Raw genomic sequence first — 26,400 nt, 5'->3', positions numbered from 1 at the left:
CTCCTTCTATAAATAGAGATTTTATTTTTCAATCCTAGTCAAGTTTTTGACCCAGCGTTCTTTTTTTAGCTGGACTTCGGCAAGGACAGCTTTCATTATGCTGGTAAGTTTAGCAATTGCATACATAATGGGTGAAGACCAATCCGTAAAATAATATAACAAAAGCATGCAGGGCATAAATAAGAACATATTTACCGTAGTATCTACCCAGACTCCCATGACCGCATCCCCTCCGGATCGGGCTATCGCATATTGGGTGTTTTGAAAGGTCCATACAGGCATATAAAGAGCGATAAAGATTATAAGAAGCCTTGTAACCTCATGAGAAGCAGGACTTAAACTACGGAACACAATCGGAACCAGCATAATCGAAAAAAGCTCTAAAAGGGATGTTCCGAGACCGAGTACAAAAGCACCTCTTTTAATCCAACGGGCCTGTTCCCTTGCCTCCTCAAGCTTATTCCTTCCGAGCGTACCGCCTATTATAACGCCCACAGAAGTACCTATTGCCGGAAAAACCAAAAAGAATAGGTTGGCAATTGTCCAGCCCGCAGACATACCGGCTACAACTTCAGTGCCTCCCCTGCTGTTATAAACAGCCGTTGCCACTATCTCGCTCAAAACCCAAGACATATCGGCAACAAAGATGAGGGCAGACTTTTTTAAAATCTCATAAAAAAGGTGAAGCTTTATTTTAAGCATTTCTTTTATTTTTACATAGAAAAGAGGCTTAACTTTTTTTGCATAAAGAACAAAAATTATAAGCTCGGCACAGCGGGCAATTACCGTAGCATAGGCAGCTCCTGCTACCTCAAGCCTTGGGGCTCCCAGATTTCCGTATATGAGCATGTAGTTTCCGATAGTATTTATAAGGGTTGAAACAAGGGATATATACATGGGAACCTTTACATTTCCCGTTTCACGGAAAGAGGAAGCTATCCCTATCGAAAAGGCTGTGGGAATAAACGATAATAGAATAACATTGCTGTAAATTACGGCCTGCTCTACTATTTCTTTTTTTGCAGTATTACCATTCACCAAGAGGCCTAAAACAAGGTCGGGGATTGTAAGACAGACAACAAGAAGAACAAGTGCGAATATGATGCCGGATATCTGCTTAAAGCGGTAGGCCTGCTGCATTCCTTCTTCATCCTTTGTGCCGTTATACTGCGACATAAACATTCCGCCAGCACTGCAAAGAATATTGAGGCCGGTTATGTATACAAAGATAATTTGATTGGCAACATTTACCCCGCTCATTTTTAGGTCGCCTAGATCGGCAACCATAAAGTTGTCTATAAGAGAAACAAGAGATTGAATAAAAAGCTGTACCATTACAGGTACAGCTAATTTTACGGCATTTTTATAAAAAGAAAAAGACCCGAAATATTTATGTTTTAAATTTGTAACCACTATTTGATTATTGTTCCCGATTTACCGTCGATAGCATCCTTTGCTTTTTCCAAAAGGGTAATAAGGGCATAGCCTTTTTTGTTGGATTCGGCAAACTGGATGGCAGCCTGCACTTTCGGAAGCATAGAACCGGGAGCAAAGTGTCCTTCTTCAATATATTTTTTTGCTTCTGCAACCGAAATTTCTGAAAGCCATTTTTGGTCGGGCTTGTTAAAGTTGATAGCGACTTTTTCTACAGCGGTCAAGATGATAAGACAGTCTGCATTTAAAAGCTGAGCCAGCTTTGCACTTGCAAAGTCCTTATCGATAACGGCCGGAACGCCGCAAAGAGCGTTTCCTTTTTTTACGACAGGAATACCGCCGCCTCCGCAGGTTATAACTATTTGCCCCGCATCGCAAAGAGCCCTGATACTTTCGATTTCTGCAATATCTACCGGCTTTGGAGAAGCCACAACTCGTCTGTAACCTCGGCCTGCATCTTCTACAACATTTTCACCCCTAGCGGTTAAAACATCGGCTTCTTCCTTGGTCATAAAACTGCCTATGGGTTTTGTAGGTTTTGAAAAGGCAGGATCCGAAGGATCTACAAGCACCTGAGTTATCAAGGTAGCAACGGGCTTATTGATACCGCGGTTTAAAAGTTCTTCCCTTAAAGCGGCTTCCAAATCGTTTCCGATATAGCCTTGACTCATAGCAACGGAAACGGCAAGTTCGGGTTCCGAAGTTTTAGGATCGATTTTATGATATTCGGACATTGCCAAATGAATCATACCAACCTGAGGCCCGTTTCCGTGAGAAACGATTACCTGATGACCTTCTTCGGCTAAATCGGCAATGGCCTTTGCCGTAATTTTAACGGCCTTTCTTTGTTCTTCCAAATTATTTCCCAACGCATTGCCGCCTAAGGCAATAACAATCTTTTTCGGCATAGAATTCTCTCCTTAATCCGCCGATTATATAGAATTTTTTTAATTGTTTCAAGCACAGCGAAAACTTCCTTGACAAGAGAGGCTTTCTATTCTATACTTCACCCATGGCAAAAGAAAATACAAATCCGCTTGCAAGGATTCCGCAAGTTGAAAAACTTTTAAATGAAGATATATTAAAAAATACGGCGGCTCTTATCGGAAGGCCCTTTGTCGTAAAAAAGGCCTCGGAGTATTTGGAAGACATACGCAAAAAGGCAAGGGCCGGAGGGGATGTTCCTTCACTTAAGGCCTGTGCCGAAGAGATAAACAAACTATGCAGGCCCATAATCCGCACAAAAATTACGACCGTAATAAATGCAACGGGAATAATCCTCCATACAAACCTCGGTCGCTCTCCCCTGCCTGAAAATATTTGGGACAGGGCAAGGGAAACCGCTTCGGGCTATTCTTCTATCGAAATGGATTTGCGGGACGGAAACCGCGGAAAGAGGTTCGAGTTTTTAAATGACTGTATGAGCCTCTTGACCGGAGCCGAGGATGCCCTCATATTGAACAATAATGCGGCGGCTGTTTTTTTAATGTTAAAAGCCCTCGCAGGCGGAAAGGAAGTTATAGTTTCCCGCGGCCAGCAGGTTCAAATAGGCGGAGGCTTCCGTATCCCCGAAATTTTGGAGATGGCAGGCTGTAAGCTCATCGAGGTCGGCACAACAAATATCACAAGCCTTAAAGACATTCAAAAAGCAATAAACGAAACCACGGCAATGGTGCTTTGGGTTCATACCTCAAACTATAAGATAAGGGGCTTTACGGAGCAGCCTTCAATTTCAGAAATCAAAGCTATCCTTCCGCAAAACATAATCCTCGCAGTGGATCAGGGCTCGGGAAACCTATCCTTAAACGTTCCCGAAGAGCCCACGGTTTCTTCCATAATAAAAGAAGGAGCGGATTTGGTTTGCTTTTCGGGAGATAAGATTTTGGGCGGGCCGCAGGCAGGCTGGATTGTAGGCAAAAAAGAACTCATACAAACCGTAGCTAAAAATCAGCTCATGCGCACCTACCGGGTAGGCAGGGCAGTAGCAAGCCTTATGCAGGAATGTCTCATCCTCTATTTAAACGGAGGAGAATCGGCAGCTCAAAGAGCTCTCCTTTTAGACCAAAAGAAAATAAAAAAGCGTGCCGAAAAAATAATTGCAAGTCTAAAAAGCGGTGCCGGCGAATTGGCACAAAAAAACTTTTCCCTCGGAGGAGGCAGCACCCCCGACACGGGCTTCAGCTCTTGGGCCGTAAAACTAAATACAAAAAAGCCTTGCGAAAAACTAAAAACAAATTTACGCGAAATGCTGATTCCGATAATAGGCTTTATAGAAGAAGACTCTTTTTATATTCATCCTGCAAGTATCGAAGAAAAATATGATGAATATGTAATCGAGGCTTTAAACAAGTGTTTGTAAAAGATGGCGGAAATTACTACGCGTGAAAAACTGCATGAGGTTGCTCTCTCGGCTCCGAAAACTAGCGGGGTTTATCTTTGGAAAGATAAGGCCGGAACGGTCATCTATGTCGGGAAGGCTAAATCTTTAAAGAACCGCCTCAGCTCTTATTTTACATCGAACAGGGATATTAAAACCCGAATTCTGGTTTCCCGTGCCGAGTCAATCGAGTACATTCAAACCGAAAATGAATATGAAGCCCTCCTCTTGGAAAATACTCTAATCAAAAAACATAAGCCGAGATACAATATAAATCTAAAAGACGGAAAAACCTATCCTGTCTTAAAATTAACCAATGAAGAATTTCCGAAAGTTTACCGCACTCGGAACATTAAAAATGACGGCTCAAAATATTTCGGGCCATTTTCCAATGTTTCGGCCGTCGATATGTTTTTAACTCTTATAAAACATAATTATACCCTGCGTCAATGTAAGCGATTAAAAAAGCGGGAAACTCCCTGCCTTTATTTCCACATCGGAAGATGTAAGGCTCCATGCTGCGGCAAGATAAGTGCAGAAGAATACGGTAAGGATATAGAAGAAATTACCCTACTTTTAGAAGGCGAAATGGAAGATGTTTCCGGCACCTTAAAAGAAAAGATGAAAGAGGCGGCAGAAAAAAAAGAGTTTGAAAAGGCTGCCCGCCTCCGCGACGGAATACAGGCAGTCTATGCTCTCCGCGGACAAAACATAGTTCAGGACATGGACCCCGAAAGCCGCGATTATATTGCATGGGCCTTTGAAGGAGCCATGGTCAGCATCGCCGTTTTAAAGATGAGAAACGGACGGCTTGTCGGCCGTGACCTTTACCGCTCGCACAGCTTAAAAGAAGAAGGAGAAATTCTATCCGAATTTATATCGGCTTATTACACTTCGGCAAACGAGGTCCCGCCTAAAATATTTATTCCGCAAGCTGCCGAAGGAAACGCCCTCATCGAAAAATGGCTTAACGAGGAGCTTCACGCAAAGACAAGGATAAGCATTATTCCATTAGAAAAAGAAAGTCTTGCAGCAGAAGAAACATCAACGACAGACAGTCTTACAGAAATCGAAGAAGCGGCTTCCAAAACAATCGGCTACACCGTTCAAGAGCCCGCACCTTCGGCTGCCCAAGAAGAGAAGCTGAATCTTTCTCCGGCTGAAATTAAACACCACAAGGCGGCATTGAAGATGGCTCGTTTTAATGCAAAAGAAGACGCTATGCGCCGCCTAAGAGAACAGGGAGATTTTGCCGCTGTTGAAGACTTGCAAAAAAGGCTTAACCTGCCCTGCCTTCCGCAGCGTATCGAAGGCTTCGACATTGCTCACCTCGGCGGCACATTTACGGTCGCTGCCCTGATTTCTTTTAAAGAAGGGAATCCCGACAAAAAGAATTACAGGATATTCAGGTTAAAAAATACAGACGGCGTAATCGATGACTATGCTTCGATGAGGGAAGTAATAGCCCGCCGCTATACCCGCCTTCTCAACGAGGGTGCAGATCTCCCCGACTTAATTCTTATAGACGGAGGCATTGGGCAGGTGAATGCTGCAAGCAAAATTGTAAACGCCCTCGATCTCGGCATTCCGGTTATCGGCCTTGCCGAAAAAAATGAAGAGGTTTATTTTCCGCATAACTCTGAACCTGTCATCTTGCCGAGAAGAAGCGATGCCCTCCGCCTTCTCCAAAGAATCCGAGATGAGGCACACCGCTTTTCAAACACAAGGAACAATAAGCTCCGCAGAGCAAACAAACTTAAAACCGAATTTGAAAACCTTCCTCACATCGGCAAAAAAAGAGCCCATGTTTTGTTAAAAGCCTTCGGCAGCACGGAAAATCTAAAAACGGCAACAGCCCAAGCTCTTTCCGAAACCGCAAAGATTTCTTTAAAACAAGCAGAAGAAGTTTTGGAAGCGGTGAAGACGACCAATAATAATAATTGAAGAATTACTTAAAAAATCTTTACGCAATAACCGTTTTTATCTCTTTTAATGTGTCAGCGTAATTTTCTTTAAACTTTGCAAGAAAGCCGTCAAGCAATTCAATGTTTGCAGGGCTTTTAATATTTGAAGGTTCAACCAAAAACTTTTCGATATTTTTTGCAGAGTCGCCCAAGATATTTGCACCGACCGTATAGGAACTGCCCTTTATCTTGTGAGCCGTTTTCCGTACACTTTCACGCAAAACATCATCACTTAAAACAGCTTCGGCACTTGCACCTAAGAGAACATTCAATCGATCTATTTCAGCATCATCTTTTTCATAGGCTTCGATAAAGGTTTCAAGTAAACTCATATAGATTTCCATGTCCCCGTCTACAAGTTCCATCGCCGCTGCTTTATCTAAATACATATCTCCTCCTATAACATGAAGATAAACAGCTCGGCAGAATCCATGCCGAGCCGTCTACTACTTTGTCAATAAAATCTATTTTAAGTTTGTCATCAGCCTGTTAAGCCTTTTTACAAAATCGACCGGAGCCTTTAGCTCTCCGCTTTCAACCAAGAGGGCTTGTTCCAAAAGGAGGTTGGACATATCTTCTACAAATTCTTTATCCTTCGAATCCTTTAATTTTTGAACCAAGGGATGATCGGCGTTTACTTCCAAAATCGGTTTTACGGCACTTGTATTAAACTGCCCCATAGCCCTCATCATTCTTTCCATCTGCAAGCTGGGATCGGTTTCGTCCACAACTATACATGAAGGAGAATCGGAAAGGCGTTTTGAAAAGCGTACCTCTTTTACCTTATCGCCGAGAACCTCTTTAATCTTTTCGAGTACGGGCTTAAAGTCCTTCTCTTTTTTTTCGGCTGCTTTAGTTTCTTCTTCGGTATTAAGTTCTTTATCGGAGCCGGCTCTGTTTGCAGCCTTTAATTCCCAGTCTTTGTATTTTCCCAATGAAGGAATAATTATATCGTCAATCTCATCGGGCATAATTAAAACTTCAAAGCCTTTTTGTTTGTATACTTCAAGATGAGGAGATTGACGCAAGGTTTTTTCGTCTTCACCCGTGATGTAGTAGATAGCCTTTTGGTCAGTTTTCATTCTCGAAACATAATCGGCAAAACTGGTCCACTCATCTTCTTTTACTTCGGGCGAAGTTGTCTTAAAGCGAACCAAGTCGGCGAGCTCTTCCCTGTGTTCATAGTCGCTGTACAAGCCTTCTTTTAATGGGCGGTTAAATTCGGCGATGAATTTATTGTATTTTTCTTTGTCGTTTTCGGCGAGCTTTTTAAACTCTCCTAAAAGTTTTTTAACCGAAGCGTTTTTAATGTTTGAAAGAATTCTATTTTGCTGCAAGATTTCGCGGCTTACGTTTAGTGGCAAATCTTCACTGTCTATAACGCCGCGTACAAAGCGGAGGTATGTGGGCAGAAGTTCTTTTTCGTCATCGGTAATAAAGACCCTCTTTACAAAGAGCTTAACTCCCGGTTTATAATCCGCATGGAACATATCGAAGGGTGCTTTTGACGGAACATAAAAGAGGGTTGTGTATTCTTGAGTTCCTTCCGCCTTTGTATGCACATAAAGTAGGGGCTCTTGGGAATCATGCGAAAGGGATTTATAAAAGTTAAAATAATCTTCTTCTTTTAATTCCGATTTAGGCTTTTGCCAAATAGCTCCGGCATCGTTTATCTGTTCGGTTTTAAAGGCTTCCGATTTTACTTTTCCCTTATCGTCATATTGCTTTTCGGTAAAATGAAGATAGATTGGGAAGGCGATGTGGTCGGAATAGGTTTTAATTATTTCTTCGATACGCCAACGGGTAGCATACTCCGAGTCCTCATTATTTAAGTGAAGAATAACACAGGTTCCGTTTACTCCTTCGGTTACATCATCTATTATGGGGAAGGCCGTATCGTCAACCTTTTCCAAGTCGTAGGCACCCTTTCCGTCCGAAGTCCACTTCCAAACATCATTCTCTCCGGCTTTTTTGGAAATAACATCGATGGTAGAGGCTGCCATAAAGGCCGAATAAAAACCTACACCAAACTGACCGATAAGGTTTGAATCTTTTTTATCGGCGGCTGCAAGCTGATCTAAAAAAGCCTTTGTTCCGGACCTTGCTATCGTTCCCAAATTATTTTTTAGATCTTCCTCGTTCATACCCAAGCCGGTATCCCGCACGGTAAGCGTATTGGCCGTATCGTCAAAACAGATGTCGATTCTGGGCTCGAATTTAATCTGCTTATAAGCCTCATCGGAAAGGGTTAAATACTTTAACTTATCTAATGCATCCGAAGCATTGGAGACAAGCTCCCTTAAAAAGATTTCCTTGTTTGAATAAAGCGAATGAATAATGAGCGACAAAAGCTGGTTCACTTCAGTTTCAAACTTGTACTGTGCCATATCAACCTCCAAAAAAATAAGCGCAGGGATTTTCAAATCCCGAGCATTGTTTTTTTACGCACTTTCGCAATGAAATGAGAAAGTGCATATTAAAAGGATAATAAATTATCGGTAAAAAGGCAAGGGGAGGCTTTTAACTTAAAAATCTATCTTCCATATATTTACAGCTTTTTTAGCCATAAATTCTTGCCGTTTAACGATGCTATCGATTGTCCAAGCAGAATAAATACTCGCGATATCTTTTGTCGTTTTAAAAGAAGATGAAGCAAAAACTTCTCTCTTTTTACAATAAGGAAGATTTTGGATATCCTTATTTTTATTTTTTTCTAAAAGAGAGAGATTTCCCAATCGGTATATATATCTTTCAGCCAAACCATCTTCTAGTCCCCATGACTCATCAGGATTTTCAGGTAAAATATGTTCGATAGTATTCTGTTCATCCGTAATATCATATTTAGTATTGGTTTCAAAATTCTCTATACTGGTTAAAATATACTTAATTATTTTTCGGTTCCTTGACGTATTTTTCAGTTCGATATTAGAAAAGTCAGGCTTGAAAAGCTCATCAGGATGATAGATTTCTTTGAGAACTTGTCTATCGAATTTTTTAGAATTATTTATTTTTACAGCAAGATTATTAAAAACATTTTCTTCATCATTTGGGTTTAAACCGCCTATAATATTATATCGGAAATAAATAACTGCTATACATTCAACAAGTTTTATAAATTCTTTTATAGATAAATTATCGTATCCTGAAATTAAAAGGGACAGAGGCTGCTTGGCACCAAAAAGCACTAACTCTGTAAGGGCTTTTATGATTCTATTTTTATCCTGAAGTACAAGCCAAAATTCGTCATGAGGATTCAAAAGCGCAACATAGATATCCGCTTTTTTAAGAACATCTCTCAAAAAAGAAAAAACTTCTTTTTTTGTTTTATATTATTTTTCATTTCCTTAAAAAGTTCATTTTTTCTGACTGTTTTATTTTTACTGTTCCAGTAATATCTTAAAAAATCTTGTATTTTTTCAACTCCTAACTTAGATACAATATTGATCCACAAACTTTCAAGTTCATTTAATTCTTCATCTTTTTTATTATCAGTATTAGAATCAACAACAGAAAATAAATAATTTTTAAGTAAATCGGCAGAGGATAGCTGAACACCCCTGGCATTAAGAGTTTCAAAAACCTTATAAGCATTTAGTTCATCATTCACAGTAATTACCGTAAAAAAAAGTTTATCGGCTACAGTATCTATAAATCTAGCAATTTCAACTCCGTCATCAAAGTTCATCATTTTTTGATAATACCAATCAAAACAAGATTTCATCAATTTTTCGGATGAATTTAAACCGCGTTTAGGAAATTCTTCCAAAGGAATCATATATCTTTTATAGAAGTCATTATTATTGTGATTAAGAGTTAATTTATTTGAAGCTATCAAGGTTACAGTATCAAGATAGCCTATATACGTATTTTGAAGCTGCTCCCTTCTCTTTTTATTATTTTCAGGTTCTATATTTTTTTCTTCCAAATATTTTAAGCGTTTCAGAGCTGTCATAATTAGAATCGAAATAGTGGTTATCCGTTGCTGGCCGTCTATTATTGAATAAGCCTTATTGTCGAATGTTTGAAAAACAAGATACCCCATATAATGAGCTGTTTCAATATTTTTATATAAATTTTCAATATCTTGCCAAAAATCATCCCAATTTTCACTCTCCCAAGAATAATCCCTTTGAAACTTAGGAACTGCATATGTTACACCATTACCCAATATTTTACGCAATGTTAATGTTGCCGTATCGCTTATACCTATCATTTTTTCCTCCCTTGATTTTAGTTTCAAAAATTATACTTAAGTAATGATACTTATTTTAACATATAAGACTTAATTCTGCAAGTAAGCAACTTTTTTCAAATATTCTCAAAAAACACTAAAAAAATTTTTAGTTATGCCGATATTCATAATTAACAGTGAGCGTATTTAAATGTGTACCGCAAAGCCTTTCTAACAAAAAAATGATGCAAAATCTCCAAGCTTATTAGTGTACATAATACAAAAGATTGTAGGTCAAGCATGTATAATAAATTTCAATTTAACCAGAGGTCCGGTGTGGATGAAAATTTGTATAAGGATAAAACTCCTGAACAGATTTTAATCGAGAAACGAGCAGAATTATTTTTAAATGCAGCAAAGAAAAACCCAAAAAAGTTTATATATAGACTAAAAAGGTTTAACCTTAAGTTAAAATATATCAAAACTAATTTTTATCAAAATAAATAAGCGTTTCAGCTTACCGCCATGGACGGCGGAGATTGCAGCTGAAAGCGTTTATTAAAAGAGCATTTTTTTATAATTCTAAGTAAAACTTAAAAACTTCTTCCTCCGCCGCCGTGAGTTCTTCCGCTTGATGATGTATGTGTAGAACTACCTCCCGAGTCTCCTCCGCTATTTGATTTAATGACGTGGGATACCGTATTGGTAGAAAGAAACACATCATCAACGGTTTCAAAAGAAACAAGACTGTTCTTTTTAATATCATAGAAGGGAGCAAAGGCAAAGGCTTCCTTGTTTTTATATTTTCTTTGTGTGCCTAAAAATTTAAAAGCAAAGCTGATAACTGCAATACCTAAACTGATTAAGATTTCCATAAGCGAAAGACTGTTGTAAAACTTCCGAGCAAGGGCCTTAAGATAAGATTCTATTCCCTTGGCATAATTATTTTCTTTTAATCCTCCGTATATTAAAGAGTCTAAAAGTTTTTCAATGCTATTGTCGGTAAGAGTGCTTATCGTTTTTTTTCCATGAGTTGAAATATGCGCATATCGGCTGCCTTGAGTGCCATCCCCGGTTACAATGAGTAAAAGGCTTCCTTCACTTTCGGTTCCTTGACCGTAACCGTTATAGTCAAAATAATCATCGGCATAGTCTTGAGGACTTTTTTCTCCTGTGGATGGAACAATTACAATTACGGTTTCAGACTTACTCTTTTTCGAAATCTTATATAAGCTTTCTTCTATCTTTGAAAAACTCTCTTGGCTTAAAACCCCGGCTTCATCTATCAAAAGTTTTTTTTCAATTTCTGCATACGAACTTAAACCTATACAGAAAAAAATTATCAATGAGCAAATAACTTTTTTTACTACCATATAAACCTCCCGCCCAAAAGTAAGAGAGCTGCAAGAATTCCCGATATCAAACCTGAAACAAGGGCAAGTTTAGACTTGTTTAACGGAAGCTCTCCTGAAGATTTTCCGGTTTGCCCATTTACGGCAAAGACATAGGTTTTTCCCTTATAAAGATAGGTAAGTATCCATGATGGAAGCAAAACGTAATTATAATTTTTTACGGTGTAGGAAGTATTATCCTCTTCATCTTCAAAACCTCCGCCGTAATCGGTAGAGTCTTTAATAAGGTCTTTAGCATAATCCTCTGCTCTGCTTTTTATTATAGGCTCCACATCTTCTTTTTTAATATCGTATTGCTCCGAAAAAAAGCCTGCAAGATAGCCTTGAGAAAAATCTTTTTGGTTCTCTAAATCATATGGGCTTATTCCGTTTATAAGATTTTTATCTATCTTTGTAAAAGCCAACTCTTGAAATTTATCCAACTCAATTTTCCCCGTGCGCTCAATCTTATACCTATCCGTTTTTGTATATTCAGTGTTCCCGCTTTTCCACGATGAAACCTTTAAACCTACTGCATGATAATCAAGGTCTGCAACAACATCGGCCTGCCAGTGTGGAAGATAAACTCCGGTCATTTTTTCTTGCGTACCCGTATTTGTAAAATCTGTAGGTACATATTTTTTTCCTTTCACCCAAGAAGCAAAACATTTTAAGGCATCTTTTTTATCAAGCTTAAAGGGAATAATCTTATCGGGCTTAAATTCCCCTCTGAGTCTTTCGGATAAGACTACGGGGCTATGACAATAATAACAAAATGCCGCACTTGAAGTTTCTCCTACCACGACTTCCGCTCCGCAGTTATTGCAGTGATATTGTTTTACGGATCCGTTATTTCCGCTTTTACTTTCGGAAGAAGAGGAACCTTCAGACCCACCTTTTTTTGCTTTTAGACCTTCCATGTAGCGGGTAATTTCTTCTTCCGTATAACTTGAAAAACAATAATCGCACTTAAAACCTCCGGCCGCCGGTTTAAAACTTATAGGTGCACCGCAGCCCGGACATTTATAATTTTCAACACTCATATCTTTCCCCACATTTATCGGTTATAATTTTGTTCCGCATTCGGGACAGAATTTTGCTCCCGGCTTTACTTCCGCACCGCATGAAGGGCAGCCGCTTCCTTGAGGTTTAGGAGTTCCGCATTCGGCACAAAACTTTCCGGTATTCTTGTGTCCGCACTCGGTGCAAAACCATTCTCCGGCAGCCTTAGCTCCGGCACCTTGTTGTTGCCCTGCTCCTTGAGCGGCTCTCTGAGCGGCTTGATTCATTTGCATCTGCTGCATATTGGTTTGACTTGCCTGTCCCATAAAACCGCCTGCCGCATTCATGCCCATACCCATGCCCATAAAGGCCATTCCGGCTCCTGCCTGATTTGAACCTGCCGCTTCCATACCGCGGGCAATCGAGCCTTGCACATAGCCTTCACGTACACCGGGATCGCCGAGCATAGCTCCCTTATTGCGCATATTGATAAGTTCTTTAGATTCATCATCGTAGGAAATACTTGCAATACCGACTGAAAGCACCTCCATTCCGCGTAATTCCTTCCATGAATCATCCAGAATCTCGGACATGTGTTTGCTCAACACTGTTCCCTTTGAAGGAATAAAGGAAATACGCTCACCTTCCATGGACATTTGGCTGATGGCAGCCTGTAAGGCTTCTAAGAATTCGCTCAAGTATTGTTCGTTTATTTCATCAATGTGAACATTTTCGGCATCACGAGGACAAGCTTCTTTAAAAAACTTTATCGGATCGGTTATTTTAATCGAATAATTTCCGAAGGTACGCAAAAACAATTCCGCATTATAGAAGTTGTCAAAGTATTGCAATGGATTGGGAGTACCGAACTTAATGCCTTTAATCTCCTGTAAATTAACATAAAATACTTCCTGCTTCATCGGGGTGGTACCGCCGAATTTAAAACGGCTAAAGGTTTCTTTTAGGGCATCTCCGAATTGACCGCCGAATAGGGAGGGTGATGCCGAATTTTCAACCTTAAAATATCCGGGCTCCGCCGTATAATCGACTATCTTTCCCCCATCCACCAACATCATAAACTGGTTTTGATTTACATGAATAATAGAACCGTTTGAAACGACATCGCTTGAACCTTTTTTGTTTGTGTTACGTTTATCTGTGCGGACGGCGACTCCTTTTGCAAGGACAACGCCCTCACCCATATCGCCTGCCTCAATAACTTCGAGCCATTGATCGGCCAAACCGCCGCCCACTGCTCCAACTGCTGCTGATATAAGACCCATAATTTACTCCTTTAAATTTAAACTTACATAATTATGATATAACAAAAAAGTTAAAATATCAATACTTGAATAATATTATTGACAACATGGGTTATCGTATTCTCCTGCCTTGTTTTTATGCGCCAAATCGGTTAATATTAGGTTATAAAAGAGGTCTAAAACAATGCCGGATAAAATTTCGCACATACTTATTTCAAAAAAATATCTCGAAAAAATAAACGACATTAAGGGGAAAGAATATTTTTATTATGGTGCAATATATCCCGATCTATATGACTTAAGCAAAAAAGAAGAATACTATAAAAGTCATTTTATTCAAAAAGGAAGCGGATATAACTCAAAGTTACTTAAAAACTTTATTAAAAAACATAGTTATGCACCGTCCTCATTTTTAAAGGGTGTAGACTTTCATATATTTACGGATCATTTTGTTTCTAAAAATTTAAATAAATATTATTCCTTTTACACAGAAATTAAAAACAAAACCGATATAGAATTATCAAAAATCTTATCGGACTACGCTTTGTATCATTGCCGAAATGAAAAAATAATACCGGTAATTTTAAAAGAGGAGAACGATGAGCAAATTCAAAATTCTTTTTATGAATTCGAAAAATATAGAAAAACGGATATTGGAGATATTTCATCGGTAAACAACAACTATCTAGAATTTATCGATGAAATAATCGATAAATACTTAAAACAAAATCTTAATTAACCAAGGAGAAAAACAATGGTCAGACTTGCAGAATTAAAGGACTTATCAAGAGTTGCAGAAATAAATGTTTACGGTTGGAGAAATACTTATAGGGGTATCGTCGACGATAATTTTTTGTTTTGTGAGTTGTCGGTTGAAAAATCTATCGAGCGGTTAAAGGAAAAAATTAATACTCAAAACAGCACATCAAAATTATATGTTTATGAAGATGACAAAGACGATATAATAAAAGGAATGATGCGTACGGGAATGTGCCGGGACAGCGATAAACCGGATAGCTTTGAACTTATGGCTATTTATGTAGAAAAGGCTTTTGAAAGGTCGGGAGTAGGTTCAAAATTAATTACTCATTTTCAAAAAGAAGCAAAAGAAGCCGGCATACATGAATTATGCATCTGGGTCTTTCAAGAAAACCGGATCGCAAGAAGTTTTTATGAGCATCACGGCTTTAAGCCGGATGGCAAAACACAAGTCCATGAAGCTTTAAAGGCTCCCGAAATGAGATATGTAAAAACAGTTTAAAAAATCTGCTCATGCCAGAAAAACAATTTCTTTAAAAGCTGAACTTTGTGCACTCTATGACTCGGTCGCTGCCTGCAAGGTCTTTATGAATTTGAACTTGAGAAAAACCTGCACTTCTAAAAATCTCGGCGGCTTGGGCTGCATGGTATTCGCCTACTTCAACAAAAAGTTTTCCGCCGGGGTTTAAGCTTAAATAAGAGTTTTCTGCCAAGGGAGGAATTAAGTCTAACCCTTCAATACCACCGTCAAGAGCAAGACGAGGTTCAGAGCGGCCATCTTCTAAAAGGCTTTCCGTAAGCCTTGACGGAACGTATGGCGGATTTGCAGTTATCAAATCGTAGCTTCGTTTCGACTCCGGCACGCAGGGAAAAGGTAGATGCAGATCGGCTCTCACTGCAATGGCCCTCTTATAAAGAGATTGAGGCAAAAGATAATCCATATTCTTTTTACAAACTTTTAAAGCTTCCTCCGAAATATCCGCAAGAATCAAAAAAAAACTTCTATCAAAATAACTTTGCGTTCTTTGCGCCCTCTGCGGTTTATTAAAAGTATTCTGCATAAAAGCACTTTCATAAAGCTCGGCCGCAATGGATAGGCCGATACAGCCTGAACCCGTGCAAATATCCAAAACAAAGAGAGACTCATTTTTTTTTAATTTTTCCTTTGCAAAATTTAAGGCATGCTCTACCAAGGTTTCGGTGTCGGGCTTGGGGATAAGCACATTTTCATTTACATAAAAAGTTCTCCCGAAAAAATCTTTTGTTCCGGTTAAATAGGCAATGGGGAGGCCTGAACTTCTCTTCTTTACAAAAACTTCAAACTCATTCTTGTATGGTAAAAAATCAAAATCGGAATGAGACAATAACCATGAGCGCTCTTTTTTTAAGATATGGGCTATCAAAATATCGACATCAAAGAGAGCCTCATTCCTTCCGTATCCGTTCCTTGTTAAAAGGTGCGAAGAAAGAAAGGAATGAGCAGCAAAAAGACGGGCATCCTTTACGGTAAAAAAAAGCATTGAGCTTTATTTATGCTCCAAGTGATGATCTGCGGCCTTCATCATTTCTTCGCGGGCGGCGATACAGAGGGCATCGATTAACTCGTCGAGAGAACCCTGCATAACCGAATCCAATTTATAAAGGGTTAAGTTAATGCGGTGATCGGTTACGCGGTTTTGCGGAAAGTTATAGGTGCGGATACGTTCGGAGCGGTCGCCGGAGCCGACCTGACTTTTTCTGTTTTGAGCCCGTTCTGCCTGCTTTTTACTTTCTTCCAAATCATAAAGGCGGCTTCGCAAAACACGTATAGCCTTTGCCTTATTTTTAATCTGGCTTTTTTCGTCCTGACAGATAACGACAAGACCTGTGGGTATGTGGGTAATGCGGACTGCCGAGTCTGTGGTATTAACGCACTGACCGCCAGGGCCGCCTGCACGCATAACATCAATACGCAAATCTTCTTGATTGATTTCGATTTCGGTTTCTTCGGCTTCGGGCAAAACCGCAACGGTTACGGCACTTGTGTGAATGCGGCCTGAGCCCTCCGTTTCAGGAACACGCTGAACGCGGTGAACGCCCGACTCATAGCGGAGACTTCCGTAAACATACTTTCCCGAGATGGAAAAAGTAATTTCCTTGTAACCGCCGAGCTCGGTTTCGTTTAGGGACAAAACCTCGTACTTCCAGTTTTTCATTTCGGCATAGTGGGTGTACATTCTAAAAAGGTCGGCCGCAAAGAGGGCAGCTTCATCGCCTCCTGTACCGCCGCGTATTTCCATAATAATATTTTTTTCTTCCAGAGGATCGGGCGGAATTAAAAGCATCTTGAGATCTGCCTCGCTTTTTTCAAAGGCGGCTTCAAGAGAATGCAGCTCTTCCCTCGCCATCTCTTTAAGTTCGGCATCGCTTTCTTCTTGAATGAGAAGCTTGGAATCTTCTATCTGTTTTTCGATAGAAAGATAGTTATCGTATTCTTCCATCAATTTTGAAAGATAGGAGTGTTCCCTCATGGTTTCTTTATATTTTGCAACATCTTTGATAAGGTTAGGGTTTTCAACTTCTTTTTCGACTTCGACAAGCCTCTTTCTTAAATTATCCAATCGTTCTTTCATAAAAATTCCTTGTATTGAGGAATGAGTATAACAGTTTTTAAGAAAAATGTATACCGCTTAAAAAATGTACAGAGAGGTACATTTTTTAAGCTTCAAGTTTTGCCTCACGGCAAAACGTCGCTAGCGTGAAACCACCGGCAGCCAAAAAACAAAGCTATTTTTCGCTCAAGAGTTCTTCTACAAGGTAGTCATCGCTCATACAGTGCATATCCGAAATTCCTTCGCTTCACATAAGATTGACCGGATCGGTGTCGACCTCGATGTAGATGCCCGTCATCGGTTTATATTCTTTTACAAAGCGGGAGGCGGCGGTTTGGATTAGGGGGAAATTTGAAGAGCGGAGCAAAATCTGTTGGCGATGATTTCCGGCTATCATCGATAGAACACATTCAGAGGGTCCCATTATTTCGGCTTCGTCTTTGTTTTGTGAAGACAGAATATATTTTAGAATGTTTACGGCACCTTCTGCGGCCAGCTCGGCTTTTTTTAAGTCCTTGCTTCTAAAGACCAAACGAATCAGACGTTTAAAGGGCGGAAAATCCAAGAGCTTTCTTTGCCCGAGTTCATATTCATAAAACTTTTCGTACTCGTGATTTTTTGCACAGACAATCGAAGGATGGTTAGGCTTTAGGGTTTGAATAATGACAAGCCCGTCCTCGCTGAACCGCCCTGCCCTTCCTGCTGCCTGAGTGATAAGTGCGAAACTCCTTTCGGCGGCTCTAAAGTCGGGCATTTGAAGGCCCGTGTCCGCAAGGATAATTCCGACAAGCCTTACTTTCGGAAAATTCAAGCCCTTTGCTATCATCTGCGTTCCGAGGAGGATATCTATTTTCCCCTCCTTAAAATCTTTTAAGCGGTTTTCAAGACTGTTCTTTTTGGAAACGGTGTCGGTGTCAATCCTCGCAACCGTGCAATCGGGGAAGGAGCGGGAAACTTCTTCTTCGATAAATTCCGTACCGACACCGGCATAGCCTATATCAAGGGAATCACATTCGGGGCAAAGAGAAGGCGGCCTTGCCTGCATTCCGCAATAGTGGCATTTCATTACATTTTCACTTTTATGAAAGGTCATCGGCACGGAACAGTTTTTGCAAAGCATCTCATAGCCGCAGGAACGGCATCTAAAAATATGGGAAAAGCCCCGCCTGTTCAAAAAAAGAATTGTTTGTTTTCCTTCATTTTTGGTTTTGCGTATTTCGCTTATAAGCCTATCGCTCAAAGCTCCCTTTAAGCCGGAAATATTTTCTATTTCGATTTGAGGAAGGCTTCCGCCTGCAAGTCTTTTTGAAAGGGAAAGGAGCTTGATTTTTTTGTTTTGAATCATATTCCACGCTTCAAGCGATGGAGTTGCAGAGCCCATTACCACGGGGCAATTATGCTTGACAGCCAAGTACATCGCAGTTTGGCGTGCATGGTAGCGGGGCACGGAACCCGACTTATAAGAAGCATCATGCTCTTCATCGATTATGATAAGGCCTATGTTTTTAGCAGGAGCAAAGACGGCACTCCTCGCCCCGACAATCATAAGGGCTTCTCCCCGCCTTATCCTCATCCATTGGTTGAGCCTTTCGCTTCCCGTAAGGCCCGAGTGCAAAACGGCAGCCTGAGAGCCGAAGCGTTTTACGGCCGCACTTATAACCTGATGGGTAAGCCCTATTTCGGGAACAAGGTAGATGACGGCCTTGCCTTCTGCGATTATCTTTTCGGCGGCTTTCAAAAAAACTTCCGTCTTCCCTGAACCGGTTAAGCCGTATAAATAAAAGAATTCTTTTTTGTTTGAGTTTACGATTTTTTCGACGGCATCTTTTTGTTCATCGGAAAGGGAAAAATTCTTGTCTTCAAATTCGGCTCCCCATTTTAAGTTTTCAAAAGAAACTTCTCTTTTTCCCGAAGGAAGAATTGCTGAGAGGGCTTCTCCGAAGCTGCAAATATAAAAGTGCGAAATCCAAGAGGCAAGTTCTATCTGTGCCTGCCCGAAAATTGTTTCCTTGTCGACCACTCGTTTAATCGGCTTTATTTTATCTTCTCCCACAGGGCTGTCTTTAGGAAACACATCGGATTCTTCTATTATAAAGCCTATCAAATTTCTTGAGCCGAGTTGAACCGAAGCCCTTTTCCCGACAAGGCTCCCGCCTGATTCTTCTATGTTTTTGTAGGTAAAGCTTTGGTAGAGGGGAAGATTAAATGCTAGAGTAAGCCATTTTGCCATAGGTGCCCGCCTAGTTTTTCTCACTCAACTTGTTGAGACAATTCATTGAGGCGGGAACGGAAGAGTTTTAAGTCTTCCCATGCAGGGCGTTTTAAGTTGACATCTCTCAAAAGGGCACTTGGGTGGTAGGTCGCCATCAGCGGAATGTTTTGGTATTCAAAAAACTTGCCGTGCATCTTGCCTATTCCTTCTTGAGTTTCCAAGAGGTTTTGAAGAGCTACCCTGCCGACCACAAGAATCGCCTTAGGCCTTATCAAGGCAATTTGGGCATTTAAATAATTTCTGCACGCAGCCGTTTCATCAGGCAGAGGGTCGCGGTTATTGGGCGGTCTGCACTTTACAACATTTGTGATATAACAATTATGGGTGCGGTATAATTCGATAGCGGCAAGCATCTTATCCAAAAGCTGTCCGGCCTTACCGACAAAGGGGCGGCCTTGGGCATCCTCATCGGCTCCCGGCCCCTCTCCTATGACCATTACTTCTATCTTATTATCAAAATTAGAAAACTCGCAAGGCCCCTCGCCTGCAACCGTGTTATGCCGCCTCTCGCATAGACGGCAGGCCTTACAAGACGCAATTTGAGCATAGACCTTTTCAAGACTTTCAAAACCGCTTTCCGAATCCGTATCGCTTAAAGGAATTGTTAAGCCGTCCGTTCCTTCCGTTTCCGGTAGAGAGGTATCGGGGATAGCCGTCTCGGATAAAACTGTTTCGGGGAGAACGGTATCGGCAAAATCGGGATATTCTTCATCGGTTTTAAAACCCGATAGATATTCCGAGGCTGTGCGGAAAAATGTGTATAATGTTTTTTTTTCTTCGGCTTTCATCGGTAAAAACTATTGCCCGCCGCCTTGAGTACCGCTGACCTGGGCGCCGCTCATTTTAGCTTTAAGCTCACGCAAAGCCTTGAGGGTTTCGCTCGCATCGCTTCTAGCTACGGCCAAAAAATCGATGAGCTGGGGATATTGCTTTAAAAGCTCGCCCCATTCTTTTAGATCATTCATTCGGAATTTTGAACCGGCAGCGGATTTTCCTTCTTCAATCATAAGGTCGGTAAAGACCTTGCTCCTTGCTTTTTCATATTCCGAATAAACATCCCTTATTGTTGTATACAGTTTTAAATCGGGAATTACAAAACCGGAAGAAAGCTCAACCGAAACAATTTCAATTTCGGTATTCTCCTTGCCTTTTAGATCCGAAGTGATTTTATCGTTAAAGGCCGCATATTGAAATTTCAGCTTTTCATATTCTTCAGGATTGGATAAAAAATACTCGATAAATTCGTTTGCGGATTTTTGAGCGGCTTCTTCAACTCTTGTTTTAATAAAATCGTCCAAATCACTTTGGGTTTTTATCGAAGCGTTTTTAACAAGTCTTATTAAACTTTCAGGTTTTACTGAAGCCGAAATCTTTAGAGCAAACTTCCAGCGAAAATCGTTTTTTTGTTCCATCACCAAACCGAATTTATCGGCGGAAGGAAGGGCTCCTTCATTTTTATACTCAATGTCTTGGGCTTTTAAATTAAAGGTAAGAATTTTTGAATTAGTCGGAACAAGTCTTTCCCATCGCCACATAAATTCGCCCGGAATAATGAGCCTGTCATGATAGCCTCCCGACTTTGAAAGCATCACACCGTAAGACCCGGCAGGAACTGAAAACTGCATCCACCCGAAAAAAAAGGCCGTGCCTCCCAAGGCAATCAAAACAAAAAGCCAAATTAAAAATGAAGTTCTTTTTTTCATAATATAAGAATAATAACACAGGAAACTCAATTTTTCAAGAGGCCGATGAACAATGTACTCCGGATGTACATTGTTCATCTTAAAGTTTGTATCAATTCTGCCTATGACAGAATTTCATACAATTACCACAACCGGACTGCGATGCGGAAGCCACGTTTCTCCTGGTCGTCAGCAAAAGATGTTGTCCTATTCCTTATATATGCACACTTGCAGGCAGACTCATCGTCAGCATAGTGGCCGCCGCGAACGACGCGGCCGTAGTATCCCACCTGCTCCGCCGGTCCGGTCGGGTCGGTTTGTCCGCTTGCGGGTGTACTGTTGCTATACCAATCCCAGCACCATTCTTCTACATTGCCGCTCATGTCGTATAAGAGATAGTGGTTTCCGCCCTTCTTCCCTACTTCATGCGTTTTGCCGCCGCTATTGACATCGTACCATGCATAATACGCTTTAAGATCGTCTTCGCTGTCCGTACCCGAATACACATGCCGATGCCCTTCGAATTTGCTTTGGGCAGCCCACTCCCATTCGGCAGAGGTAGGCAATCGGAAGCCTCTTTTATTCATATCCATTTCGGGATTCTTATCATGATATGCATCCCTGAAGTTGTAGGTATGCCCGTCATAGGTATACACACATTCTTTTTCTCCCAAGCCTTCCGTGCAGCGCGTAAGCTCGTTGCAAAAAAGTACCGCATAACGCCATCCTACTTGTTCTACCGGACGCAGCTCTTGCGTTTCGCCTTCAGCCGGAGGATATGCACTGCCCTTAAATTTGCTCGGATTTTCCCCCATTACCAGTTCGTACAGTGCCTGCGGTATTTCGGTTCCACCCATCTGAAAATGGTGCAGCTTGACATCACGCTCCTTGTTGTCATCCCGATCATCGCTGCCGATCTTATCGCCGTATACTCGATTAACAACCTCTAAGTAATACTTGAGTTCAGTAACGGAGCCGTTTACCGGAGCGTGATACGTCAGATATGCATTTTGGCTAATCGTCAGTTTTATGTCCGGCCTGATAAATGCAACGGCCGGGCCAGGTACCGACTTGCTTACCTTAAACGTATAATCGTCGCTTATAAAACCACTGGCTAAACCATGCCAGTGCCATTCCGATAAAATAAAGTGGTCCGGAATAGTAATCTCTCTCGCAACCCGCGCTTTTACGCTGCCCCAGGTGTCACCGTCGAATACGGTTATGGTGCCGGCATTTACCTGAGGGCCATAGAGTCTTTCGTACTTGACGGTAAGTGTGATGCGCCGGTCGCCCGTTTTGGCATAGATGGTGCGGAATGGCCCGTCGGTTTTTTTAAACTCGTAATCGTCATTCAACACTGTGCCGCCTTCGTTGTTGAGATTCCATGCGGTTATGGCGTAGTTGGAGTTGTTCACCTTTACCTTGGCGGCCGCCTTGGTTTTGATGTCCTTCCACTTTGTCCCGTCGATAACGGTAATGGTTGCAGGCTCTGCAATCGTAACGTAGGTGCCACCGGTAAATGTTACGAAAATGCGCAGGTCTTCCGGATATGCGGTGATCGTTGCGTTCGCGGTAAACGATGTACCGTCGCTTAGGGGAGCGCTGCCCTGTTTCCATTGGACACTCTCTTCACTGAAGCCGTAGTTTGCCTTGAACGCGGCTTTGGCATAGTTTTTAAGATCCGCCCACGTCGTATTCGGCCGTACGATAACGGGATTGTCGCCCAATATTTTGCCCGCTTCGGGAGCAACTTCGAACGTGATTTTTACCGACGGATCGCCGGGATTTTCCGGCTTGGGAAGCGGCGGCAAATCGGGGCGAGATTTAACATACACGGTGGTGTCTGTATAAAAAGCGTCTTCGTCGGTAAGTTCCGGTGCGCTTTCATCTTCTCCCAAATGCCACGAGTTCAATACATACCCCGTTTTAAAGCCGACTTTGCCTTGAACGGTTGTCTGTGCTTCCGCCCACTTGGCGCCTGCCCGTACCGCAACCGGTTCTGCAGGCAGCTCAACGTTCGCATCCCCTTTTACGGTGATATTCACGGTCGAGCCTCCGCCTCCGCCGCCCGCTGCATTGGGGCAGGCGGTCATGCCGAAAAGCGCTATAAGCGCCAAAACTGCGGCCGCGATGAGCGCCGCAACTCTTGTTTTGTTGTATAAATCATATTTTGTCATATTGACCTCCATTTTTAGAAGATGTTTATATTTAATTACAATATGACACGTTTTACCGTAAAACACAACTTTTTCGTAATTTTTTTTATTTTAACCGCAAAACCGTTTTAGCTTTGCTGCAGCAAGGTTCCTAGATGTTCATGGCTTGTTTGGACTGCATCAAGAATTGTCGAGGTATCATGTAAAAAGTTATCGATCTTTTTTAACGACAAAAAGCCTTCCCTTATGGTAATATCCTGTTCTTTTATGGAAGCGGTTATTTCGGCCAACGAAAAACCTGCATCTTTAAGGGTTGCCGAGTTTTCATCCAAATTAGCCAATACACCGTTAAATGATTTTCTGAATTTTGAAAAAAGTTCTATAAAACCGGTCATACTATTGTTTATTTCATCAACCGATTTATTTAATTCTTCCAGTTTTGATTCGATTTTTTTTGCAAAATCTCCGGTCTGGGTTGCAAGAGAGCGAACCTCATTGGCGATAATTCTAAAACCGTTTCCGACACTTCCGGCACGGGCGGCTTCAATCGAAGCATTGATTGCAAGAATACCGGTCTTTACGGAAACATCCTTAATACCCGACAACATATCTTCAACTTCCGCAGTCCTGTCCTTTAACACCTCAAAAGCTGAAGCCGCATTTTCCGCATTTTCCGCAGTGGCTTCAATTTCGTCAACCCGCTCATGAATCTCTTCTTGAATTATGGTTCTTCTTTTTAAAACATTAGAAAGCATTTCATCGACATAATTGGCATTAGATGCAGAAGAACTGCTTTCCTTTTGTATTTCTTCAAAGACGGAAAGGATAGTTTCAAACTTCTCCTGCAAATTATCCATGGACTCTTCAATAATTTTAAACGAATGAGAGGTTACAAAATCAAGAATAATGCCTTTATTATATTGTACAACGATCTTATCGATTAGATCACCAAAATTATCGACAATGTTCTGTTCGTCAGCCATAGAATCTCCTATAAAAACTTTTTACAGGAAACATCAGTTTCCGAAAAAAAGTTTTTTCAAGCAGTTTTGCCTCTGCAAAACTGCATACAATATGCGATGTTTGCCGATGAGGCAAACTCGGACGATAAACAGTGAGGCTGAATTCCTGCCGAACTGTTTATCATAGCTCCTAAATTAGAATAGGTTTTCGATATAATCAGTACCGCATTTTAAACCGGAAAGCCAATTTAAAAAATTATTTACCTGCTCATCCTTATATATTGCGCCATGCTGCGGAGCTATCATCAGGGGATTTAAACGGCGTACATATTCTACCCATTTACTGACAATCTTATTGGAAGCCATATACCTGACATGGAAGCCCTCAATCAAAGGAAGGTGCTTTTCAAAATCTTCTACAAAAGTAGTTTCATTGTCATCATCAAAAACTGCGGCCCCTATATCCCCACTAAAAAGAATACGGGAGCGCTCATCGTATAAACCGAACTGCCCGGGAGAATGCATAAAATGTGAAGGGATACACTTCATATTTGAACCTGAAGGAAGCGATATACTCATCCCTTTATCCGGTATCGGAACCATTCTCGAAATATCTACTATGCCGAAGTGAGGCATAAATCGAACCCAAAGCGAAGAAATATATATTTTAGCCTTTGTAATACCCAGCCACAAAGCTATACCTGAAGAAACATCGGGGTCTTGATGTGAGAAAAAAATAGTATCGATTTTATCCACGGAAATAAATCGGCTTATAGCCGTAACAACTCTGGAAAAAAGATGAACTCCGCCCGGATCAAGAAGAACTCCCCGGCCCCTGTCTACAATAAGATACTGCATTGTCTGTACAGCACCCTTTCTCTGTTTACTTTCCGAACCCAGCCATATAAATTTATGATCTGCATCTTCATATAAAACAACACCGTCAATACCGTTATTTTCCATATCAAAACTCCTTACTATGAGTCAACCAAAATTTACAAAATACAATATATCAACAATTGAGGTAATTTACAAGTATTTTATAAAAAAAATAAGACTACTTTCTTGCTATGAGAACCATCGTTCTCGCCTTTTCGTTATAGGGCGAAAAATCAAAATCGCCGTATATTTCTACCGAAGAAAAGCCGGCTGCCAACATAAGCCTTTTTAACTCCACTGCGGAATAAAGCCGCTGAACATAGGAGTGATCGGCCTTCCTGCCCTGCTCATCATAAAGAATCCAGCGGGAGCGTAAACCTTCCCAAGCACCTTCGACGGAGTATTCGGTTAAGACCGTAAACCCGGCTCTCTCAAACCATTCGCCCTCGGTAAAATCGCGCACGGCTATCTCTCTTCCCGTCATTTCAAGAATGAACCAGCCGTTGGGCTTTATGGATTGGGCTATGTTCTTTAAGATTTGCATGTCTTCTTCGATTGTGCTGCAATACCCGAAGCTCGTATACATGCTGATAGCCGCATCAAAACCTTCAGGGCGTACAAATTTACGCAAGTCTCCCTGAATAAGCTCTATGTCGACGCCCTCGTCTTGAGCCGAATCCATAGCAGCATTTAAAAAGGGGCGGATTAAGTCGATACCTGTAACCTTAGCCTTTCTTATTGCAAGCTCGATGGCAATCCTTCCCGGACCGCAGCCCGCATCCAAGATTGAAATCCCTGCATTATCCACAGGAACGCCTATTATCCTCAAAATGGATTCCGCAACGGTAGGAGCCTCAGCCCACCTCTGCGTATCAAACATAATCGGGGCATATTCAGCCCAAAAAGTTTCGTTTTCAAACCAATCTGCAAGTTTTTCCATTATCGTGCCACCACCTCAGTTTTAAGTTTATTTAGAGCGGTTTTTCCGCAAATAGCTTCTACAATTGCAAAGGCAAATTCTTCCGCAGCTCCTGCTGCACAGGCCGTTATTATATTTCCATCCCTGATGACACGCTCTCCGGCCTTGGGTTTTGTACTCAAATCCTGTCCCATACCGGGGTAGCAGGTATAGTTTTTTCCTTCTAAAAGACCCCAAGAGCCCAGGGCAAGGGCAGGAGCCGCGCAGATTGCAGCGACAATTCCTCCACCTGCAAGGGTCTTTTTTGCAAATTCTCTGACAGCCTCTGAGCCGGCAAGAGTGCTGCTGTTAGGAAGGCCGCCGGGAAGGATGACGGCAATTAAATCGCCATCCGTTTGCAAGGCTTCTTCCAACACAATATCACAGGTTATAGGAACCTTGTGAGAAGAAACTATAGTCTTCCCTCCGACGCCGACAGTAATTAAATCTATACCGGCTCTTCTCAAATAATCTATGGGCGTAAGGGCTTCAACATCTTCAAATCCGTTTGCTAAAAATAAAAAAGCTTTTTTCATTAAT

24 protein-coding genes are annotated in these 26,400 nt (G+C 41.3%); 5 read left to right on the top strand and 19 right to left on the bottom strand.

Features of this window, described 5'->3' with window-relative positions; genetic code table 11:
* Window positions 1-21: 21 nt before the first annotated feature.
* Both HYB91_RS01435 and arcC read right to left on the bottom strand, forming a co-directional pair.
* Window positions 22-1,413, bottom strand: coding sequence for an MATE family efflux transporter (locus HYB91_RS01435; protein WP_002675932.1), 1,392 nt, complete (start codon window positions 1,411-1,413; stop codon window positions 22-24).
* Window positions 1,413-2,342 (bottom strand): carbamate kinase, encoded by a 930-nt coding sequence (gene arcC / locus HYB91_RS01430; protein ID WP_253719586.1) that lies wholly within the window; start codon window positions 2,340-2,342, stop codon window positions 1,413-1,415. Before arcC ends, HYB91_RS01435 begins: the two co-directional genes overlap by 1 nt.
* Before the next feature lie 104 nt (window positions 2,343-2,446).
* On the opposite strand from arcC, the gene selA reads away from it, so the two are divergent.
* A complete protein-coding gene (gene selA, locus HYB91_RS01425; protein ID WP_253719585.1) occupies window positions 2,447-3,793 on the top strand; it encodes an L-seryl-tRNA(Sec) selenium transferase in 1,347 nt (448 codons plus the stop codon).
* A gap of 3 nt (window positions 3,794-3,796) precedes the next feature.
* Window positions 3,797-5,755: an excinuclease ABC subunit UvrC gene (uvrC, locus tag HYB91_RS01420; RefSeq protein ID WP_253719584.1), complete on the top strand. Its 1,959-nt coding sequence runs from the start codon at window positions 3,797-3,799 to the stop codon at window positions 5,753-5,755.
* 19 nt (window positions 5,756-5,774) lie between these two features.
* Here uvrC and HYB91_RS01415 read toward each other — a convergent pair whose 3' ends face one another.
* The 4 genes from HYB91_RS01415 to HYB91_RS01400 all read right to left on the bottom strand — a co-directional run bounded on the left by HYB91_RS01415 (window position 5,775) and on the right by HYB91_RS01400 (window position 9,988).
* Window positions 5,775-6,164: an Hpt domain-containing protein gene (locus HYB91_RS01415; protein ID WP_002667464.1), complete on the bottom strand. Its 390-nt coding sequence runs from the start codon at window positions 6,162-6,164 to the stop codon at window positions 5,775-5,777.
* Window positions 6,165-6,239: 75 nt separating this feature from the next.
* Entirely contained in the window at window positions 6,240-8,162 is a 1,923-nt protein-coding gene (htpG, locus tag HYB91_RS01410; protein WP_253719583.1) for a molecular chaperone HtpG, read from the bottom strand.
* Between the two features lie 138 nt (window positions 8,163-8,300).
* Window positions 8,301-9,074, bottom strand: coding sequence for an HNH endonuclease family protein (locus HYB91_RS01405; RefSeq protein ID WP_253719582.1), 774 nt, complete (start codon window positions 9,072-9,074; stop codon window positions 8,301-8,303).
* Complete coding sequence (locus tag HYB91_RS01400; RefSeq protein ID WP_253719581.1) at window positions 9,071-9,988, bottom strand: DUF262 domain-containing protein; 918 nt, start codon at window positions 9,986-9,988, stop codon at window positions 9,071-9,073. The genes HYB91_RS01405 and HYB91_RS01400 overlap by 4 nt, the downstream gene beginning before the upstream one ends.
* Before the next feature lie 258 nt (window positions 9,989-10,246).
* On the opposite strand from HYB91_RS01400, the gene HYB91_RS01395 reads away from it, so the two are divergent.
* Window positions 10,247-10,453, top strand: a complete 207-nt coding sequence (locus tag HYB91_RS01395; RefSeq protein WP_002680449.1) for a hypothetical protein — start codon at window positions 10,247-10,249, stop codon at window positions 10,451-10,453.
* A gap of 86 nt (window positions 10,454-10,539) precedes the next feature.
* On the opposite strand, the gene HYB91_RS01390 is transcribed toward HYB91_RS01395, so the two are convergent.
* Genes HYB91_RS01390 through HYB91_RS01380 form a run of 3 tightly spaced genes read right to left on the bottom strand, consistent with a single transcriptional unit; the run spans window position 10,540 to window position 13,622 of the window.
* Window positions 10,540-11,319, bottom strand: coding sequence for a TPM domain-containing protein (locus HYB91_RS01390; protein ID WP_253719580.1), 780 nt, complete (start codon window positions 11,317-11,319; stop codon window positions 10,540-10,542).
* The gene (locus HYB91_RS01385; protein ID WP_253719579.1) at window positions 11,313-12,380 is read right to left on the bottom strand and encodes a TFIIB-type zinc ribbon-containing protein; all 1,068 of its coding nucleotides are present in this window, start codon (window positions 12,378-12,380) and stop codon (window positions 11,313-11,315) included. The genes HYB91_RS01390 and HYB91_RS01385 overlap by 7 nt, the downstream gene beginning before the upstream one ends.
* 21 nt (window positions 12,381-12,401) lie before the next feature.
* On the bottom strand, window positions 12,402-13,622 hold the full coding sequence (locus HYB91_RS01380) for an SPFH domain-containing protein (RefSeq protein ID WP_253719578.1): 1,221 nt from the start codon (window positions 13,620-13,622) through the stop codon (window positions 12,402-12,404).
* Window positions 13,623-13,785: 163 nt separating this feature from the next.
* Here HYB91_RS01380 and HYB91_RS01375 point away from each other — a divergent pair, with 163 nt between their 5' ends.
* Together HYB91_RS01375 and HYB91_RS01370 are read left to right on the top strand one after the other, a co-directional pair.
* Window positions 13,786-14,340 carry a zinc dependent phospholipase C family protein gene (locus HYB91_RS01375; protein WP_002688255.1) on the top strand — a complete coding sequence of 185 codons (555 nt, stop codon included), beginning with the start codon at window positions 13,786-13,788 and terminating at the stop codon, window positions 14,338-14,340.
* Between the two features lie 15 nt (window positions 14,341-14,355).
* Entirely contained in the window at window positions 14,356-14,862 is a 507-nt protein-coding gene (locus HYB91_RS01370; RefSeq protein WP_253719577.1) for a GNAT family N-acetyltransferase, read from the top strand.
* A 31-nt stretch (window positions 14,863-14,893) separates the two neighbouring features.
* Here the strand turns inward: HYB91_RS01370 and prmC are convergent, their stop codons facing one another.
* From prmC to HYB91_RS01320, 10 genes are all read right to left on the bottom strand, one after another.
* Window positions 14,894-15,880, bottom strand: coding sequence for a peptide chain release factor N(5)-glutamine methyltransferase (gene prmC / locus HYB91_RS01365; protein WP_253719576.1), 987 nt, complete (start codon window positions 15,878-15,880; stop codon window positions 14,894-14,896).
* 6 nt (window positions 15,881-15,886) lie between these two features.
* Complete coding sequence (gene prfA, locus HYB91_RS01360) at window positions 15,887-16,972, bottom strand: peptide chain release factor 1 (protein WP_002675948.1); 1,086 nt, start codon at window positions 16,970-16,972, stop codon at window positions 15,887-15,889.
* Window positions 16,973-17,198: 226 nt separating this feature from the next.
* Window positions 17,199-19,181: a replication restart helicase PriA gene (priA, locus tag HYB91_RS01355; RefSeq protein WP_002675949.1), complete on the bottom strand. Its 1,983-nt coding sequence runs from the start codon at window positions 19,179-19,181 to the stop codon at window positions 17,199-17,201.
* A gap of 20 nt (window positions 19,182-19,201) precedes the next feature.
* Complete coding sequence (locus tag HYB91_RS01350) at window positions 19,202-20,011, bottom strand: uracil-DNA glycosylase (RefSeq protein WP_002675950.1); 810 nt, start codon at window positions 20,009-20,011, stop codon at window positions 19,202-19,204.
* 9 nt (window positions 20,012-20,020) lie between these two features.
* Window positions 20,021-20,926: an SPFH domain-containing protein gene (locus HYB91_RS01345; RefSeq protein WP_044909971.1), complete on the bottom strand. Its 906-nt coding sequence runs from the start codon at window positions 20,924-20,926 to the stop codon at window positions 20,021-20,023.
* A 122-nt stretch (window positions 20,927-21,048) separates the two neighbouring features.
* Entirely contained in the window at window positions 21,049-23,082 is a 2,034-nt protein-coding gene (locus tag HYB91_RS01340; protein WP_002675953.1) for a formylglycine-generating enzyme family protein, read from the bottom strand.
* 107 nt (window positions 23,083-23,189) lie between these two features.
* Window positions 23,190-24,044, bottom strand: coding sequence for a methyl-accepting chemotaxis protein (locus HYB91_RS01335; protein WP_002675954.1), 855 nt, complete (start codon window positions 24,042-24,044; stop codon window positions 23,190-23,192).
* A gap of 174 nt (window positions 24,045-24,218) precedes the next feature.
* On the bottom strand, window positions 24,219-24,986 hold the full coding sequence (locus HYB91_RS01330; RefSeq protein WP_002667427.1) for an oxygen-binding di-iron domain-containing protein: 768 nt from the start codon (window positions 24,984-24,986) through the stop codon (window positions 24,219-24,221).
* A gap of 94 nt (window positions 24,987-25,080) precedes the next feature.
* Window positions 25,081-25,842: a class I SAM-dependent methyltransferase gene (locus tag HYB91_RS01325; RefSeq protein WP_002673831.1), complete on the bottom strand. Its 762-nt coding sequence runs from the start codon at window positions 25,840-25,842 to the stop codon at window positions 25,081-25,083.
* The gene (locus tag HYB91_RS01320) at window positions 25,842-26,396 is read right to left on the bottom strand and encodes a DJ-1 family glyoxalase III (RefSeq protein WP_002675955.1); all 555 of its coding nucleotides are present in this window, start codon (window positions 26,394-26,396) and stop codon (window positions 25,842-25,844) included. The genes HYB91_RS01325 and HYB91_RS01320 overlap by 1 nt, the downstream gene beginning before the upstream one ends.
* Window positions 26,397-26,400 lie beyond the last annotated feature (4 nt).

The organism is Treponema sp. B152, from assembly GCF_024181665.1.
GTDB lineage: Bacteria > Spirochaetota > Spirochaetia > Treponematales > Treponemataceae > Treponema_B > Treponema_B denticola.
The sequence above is the reverse complement of the archived record's forward strand: the minus strand, read 5'-3'. Positions and strand labels throughout refer to the sequence as shown.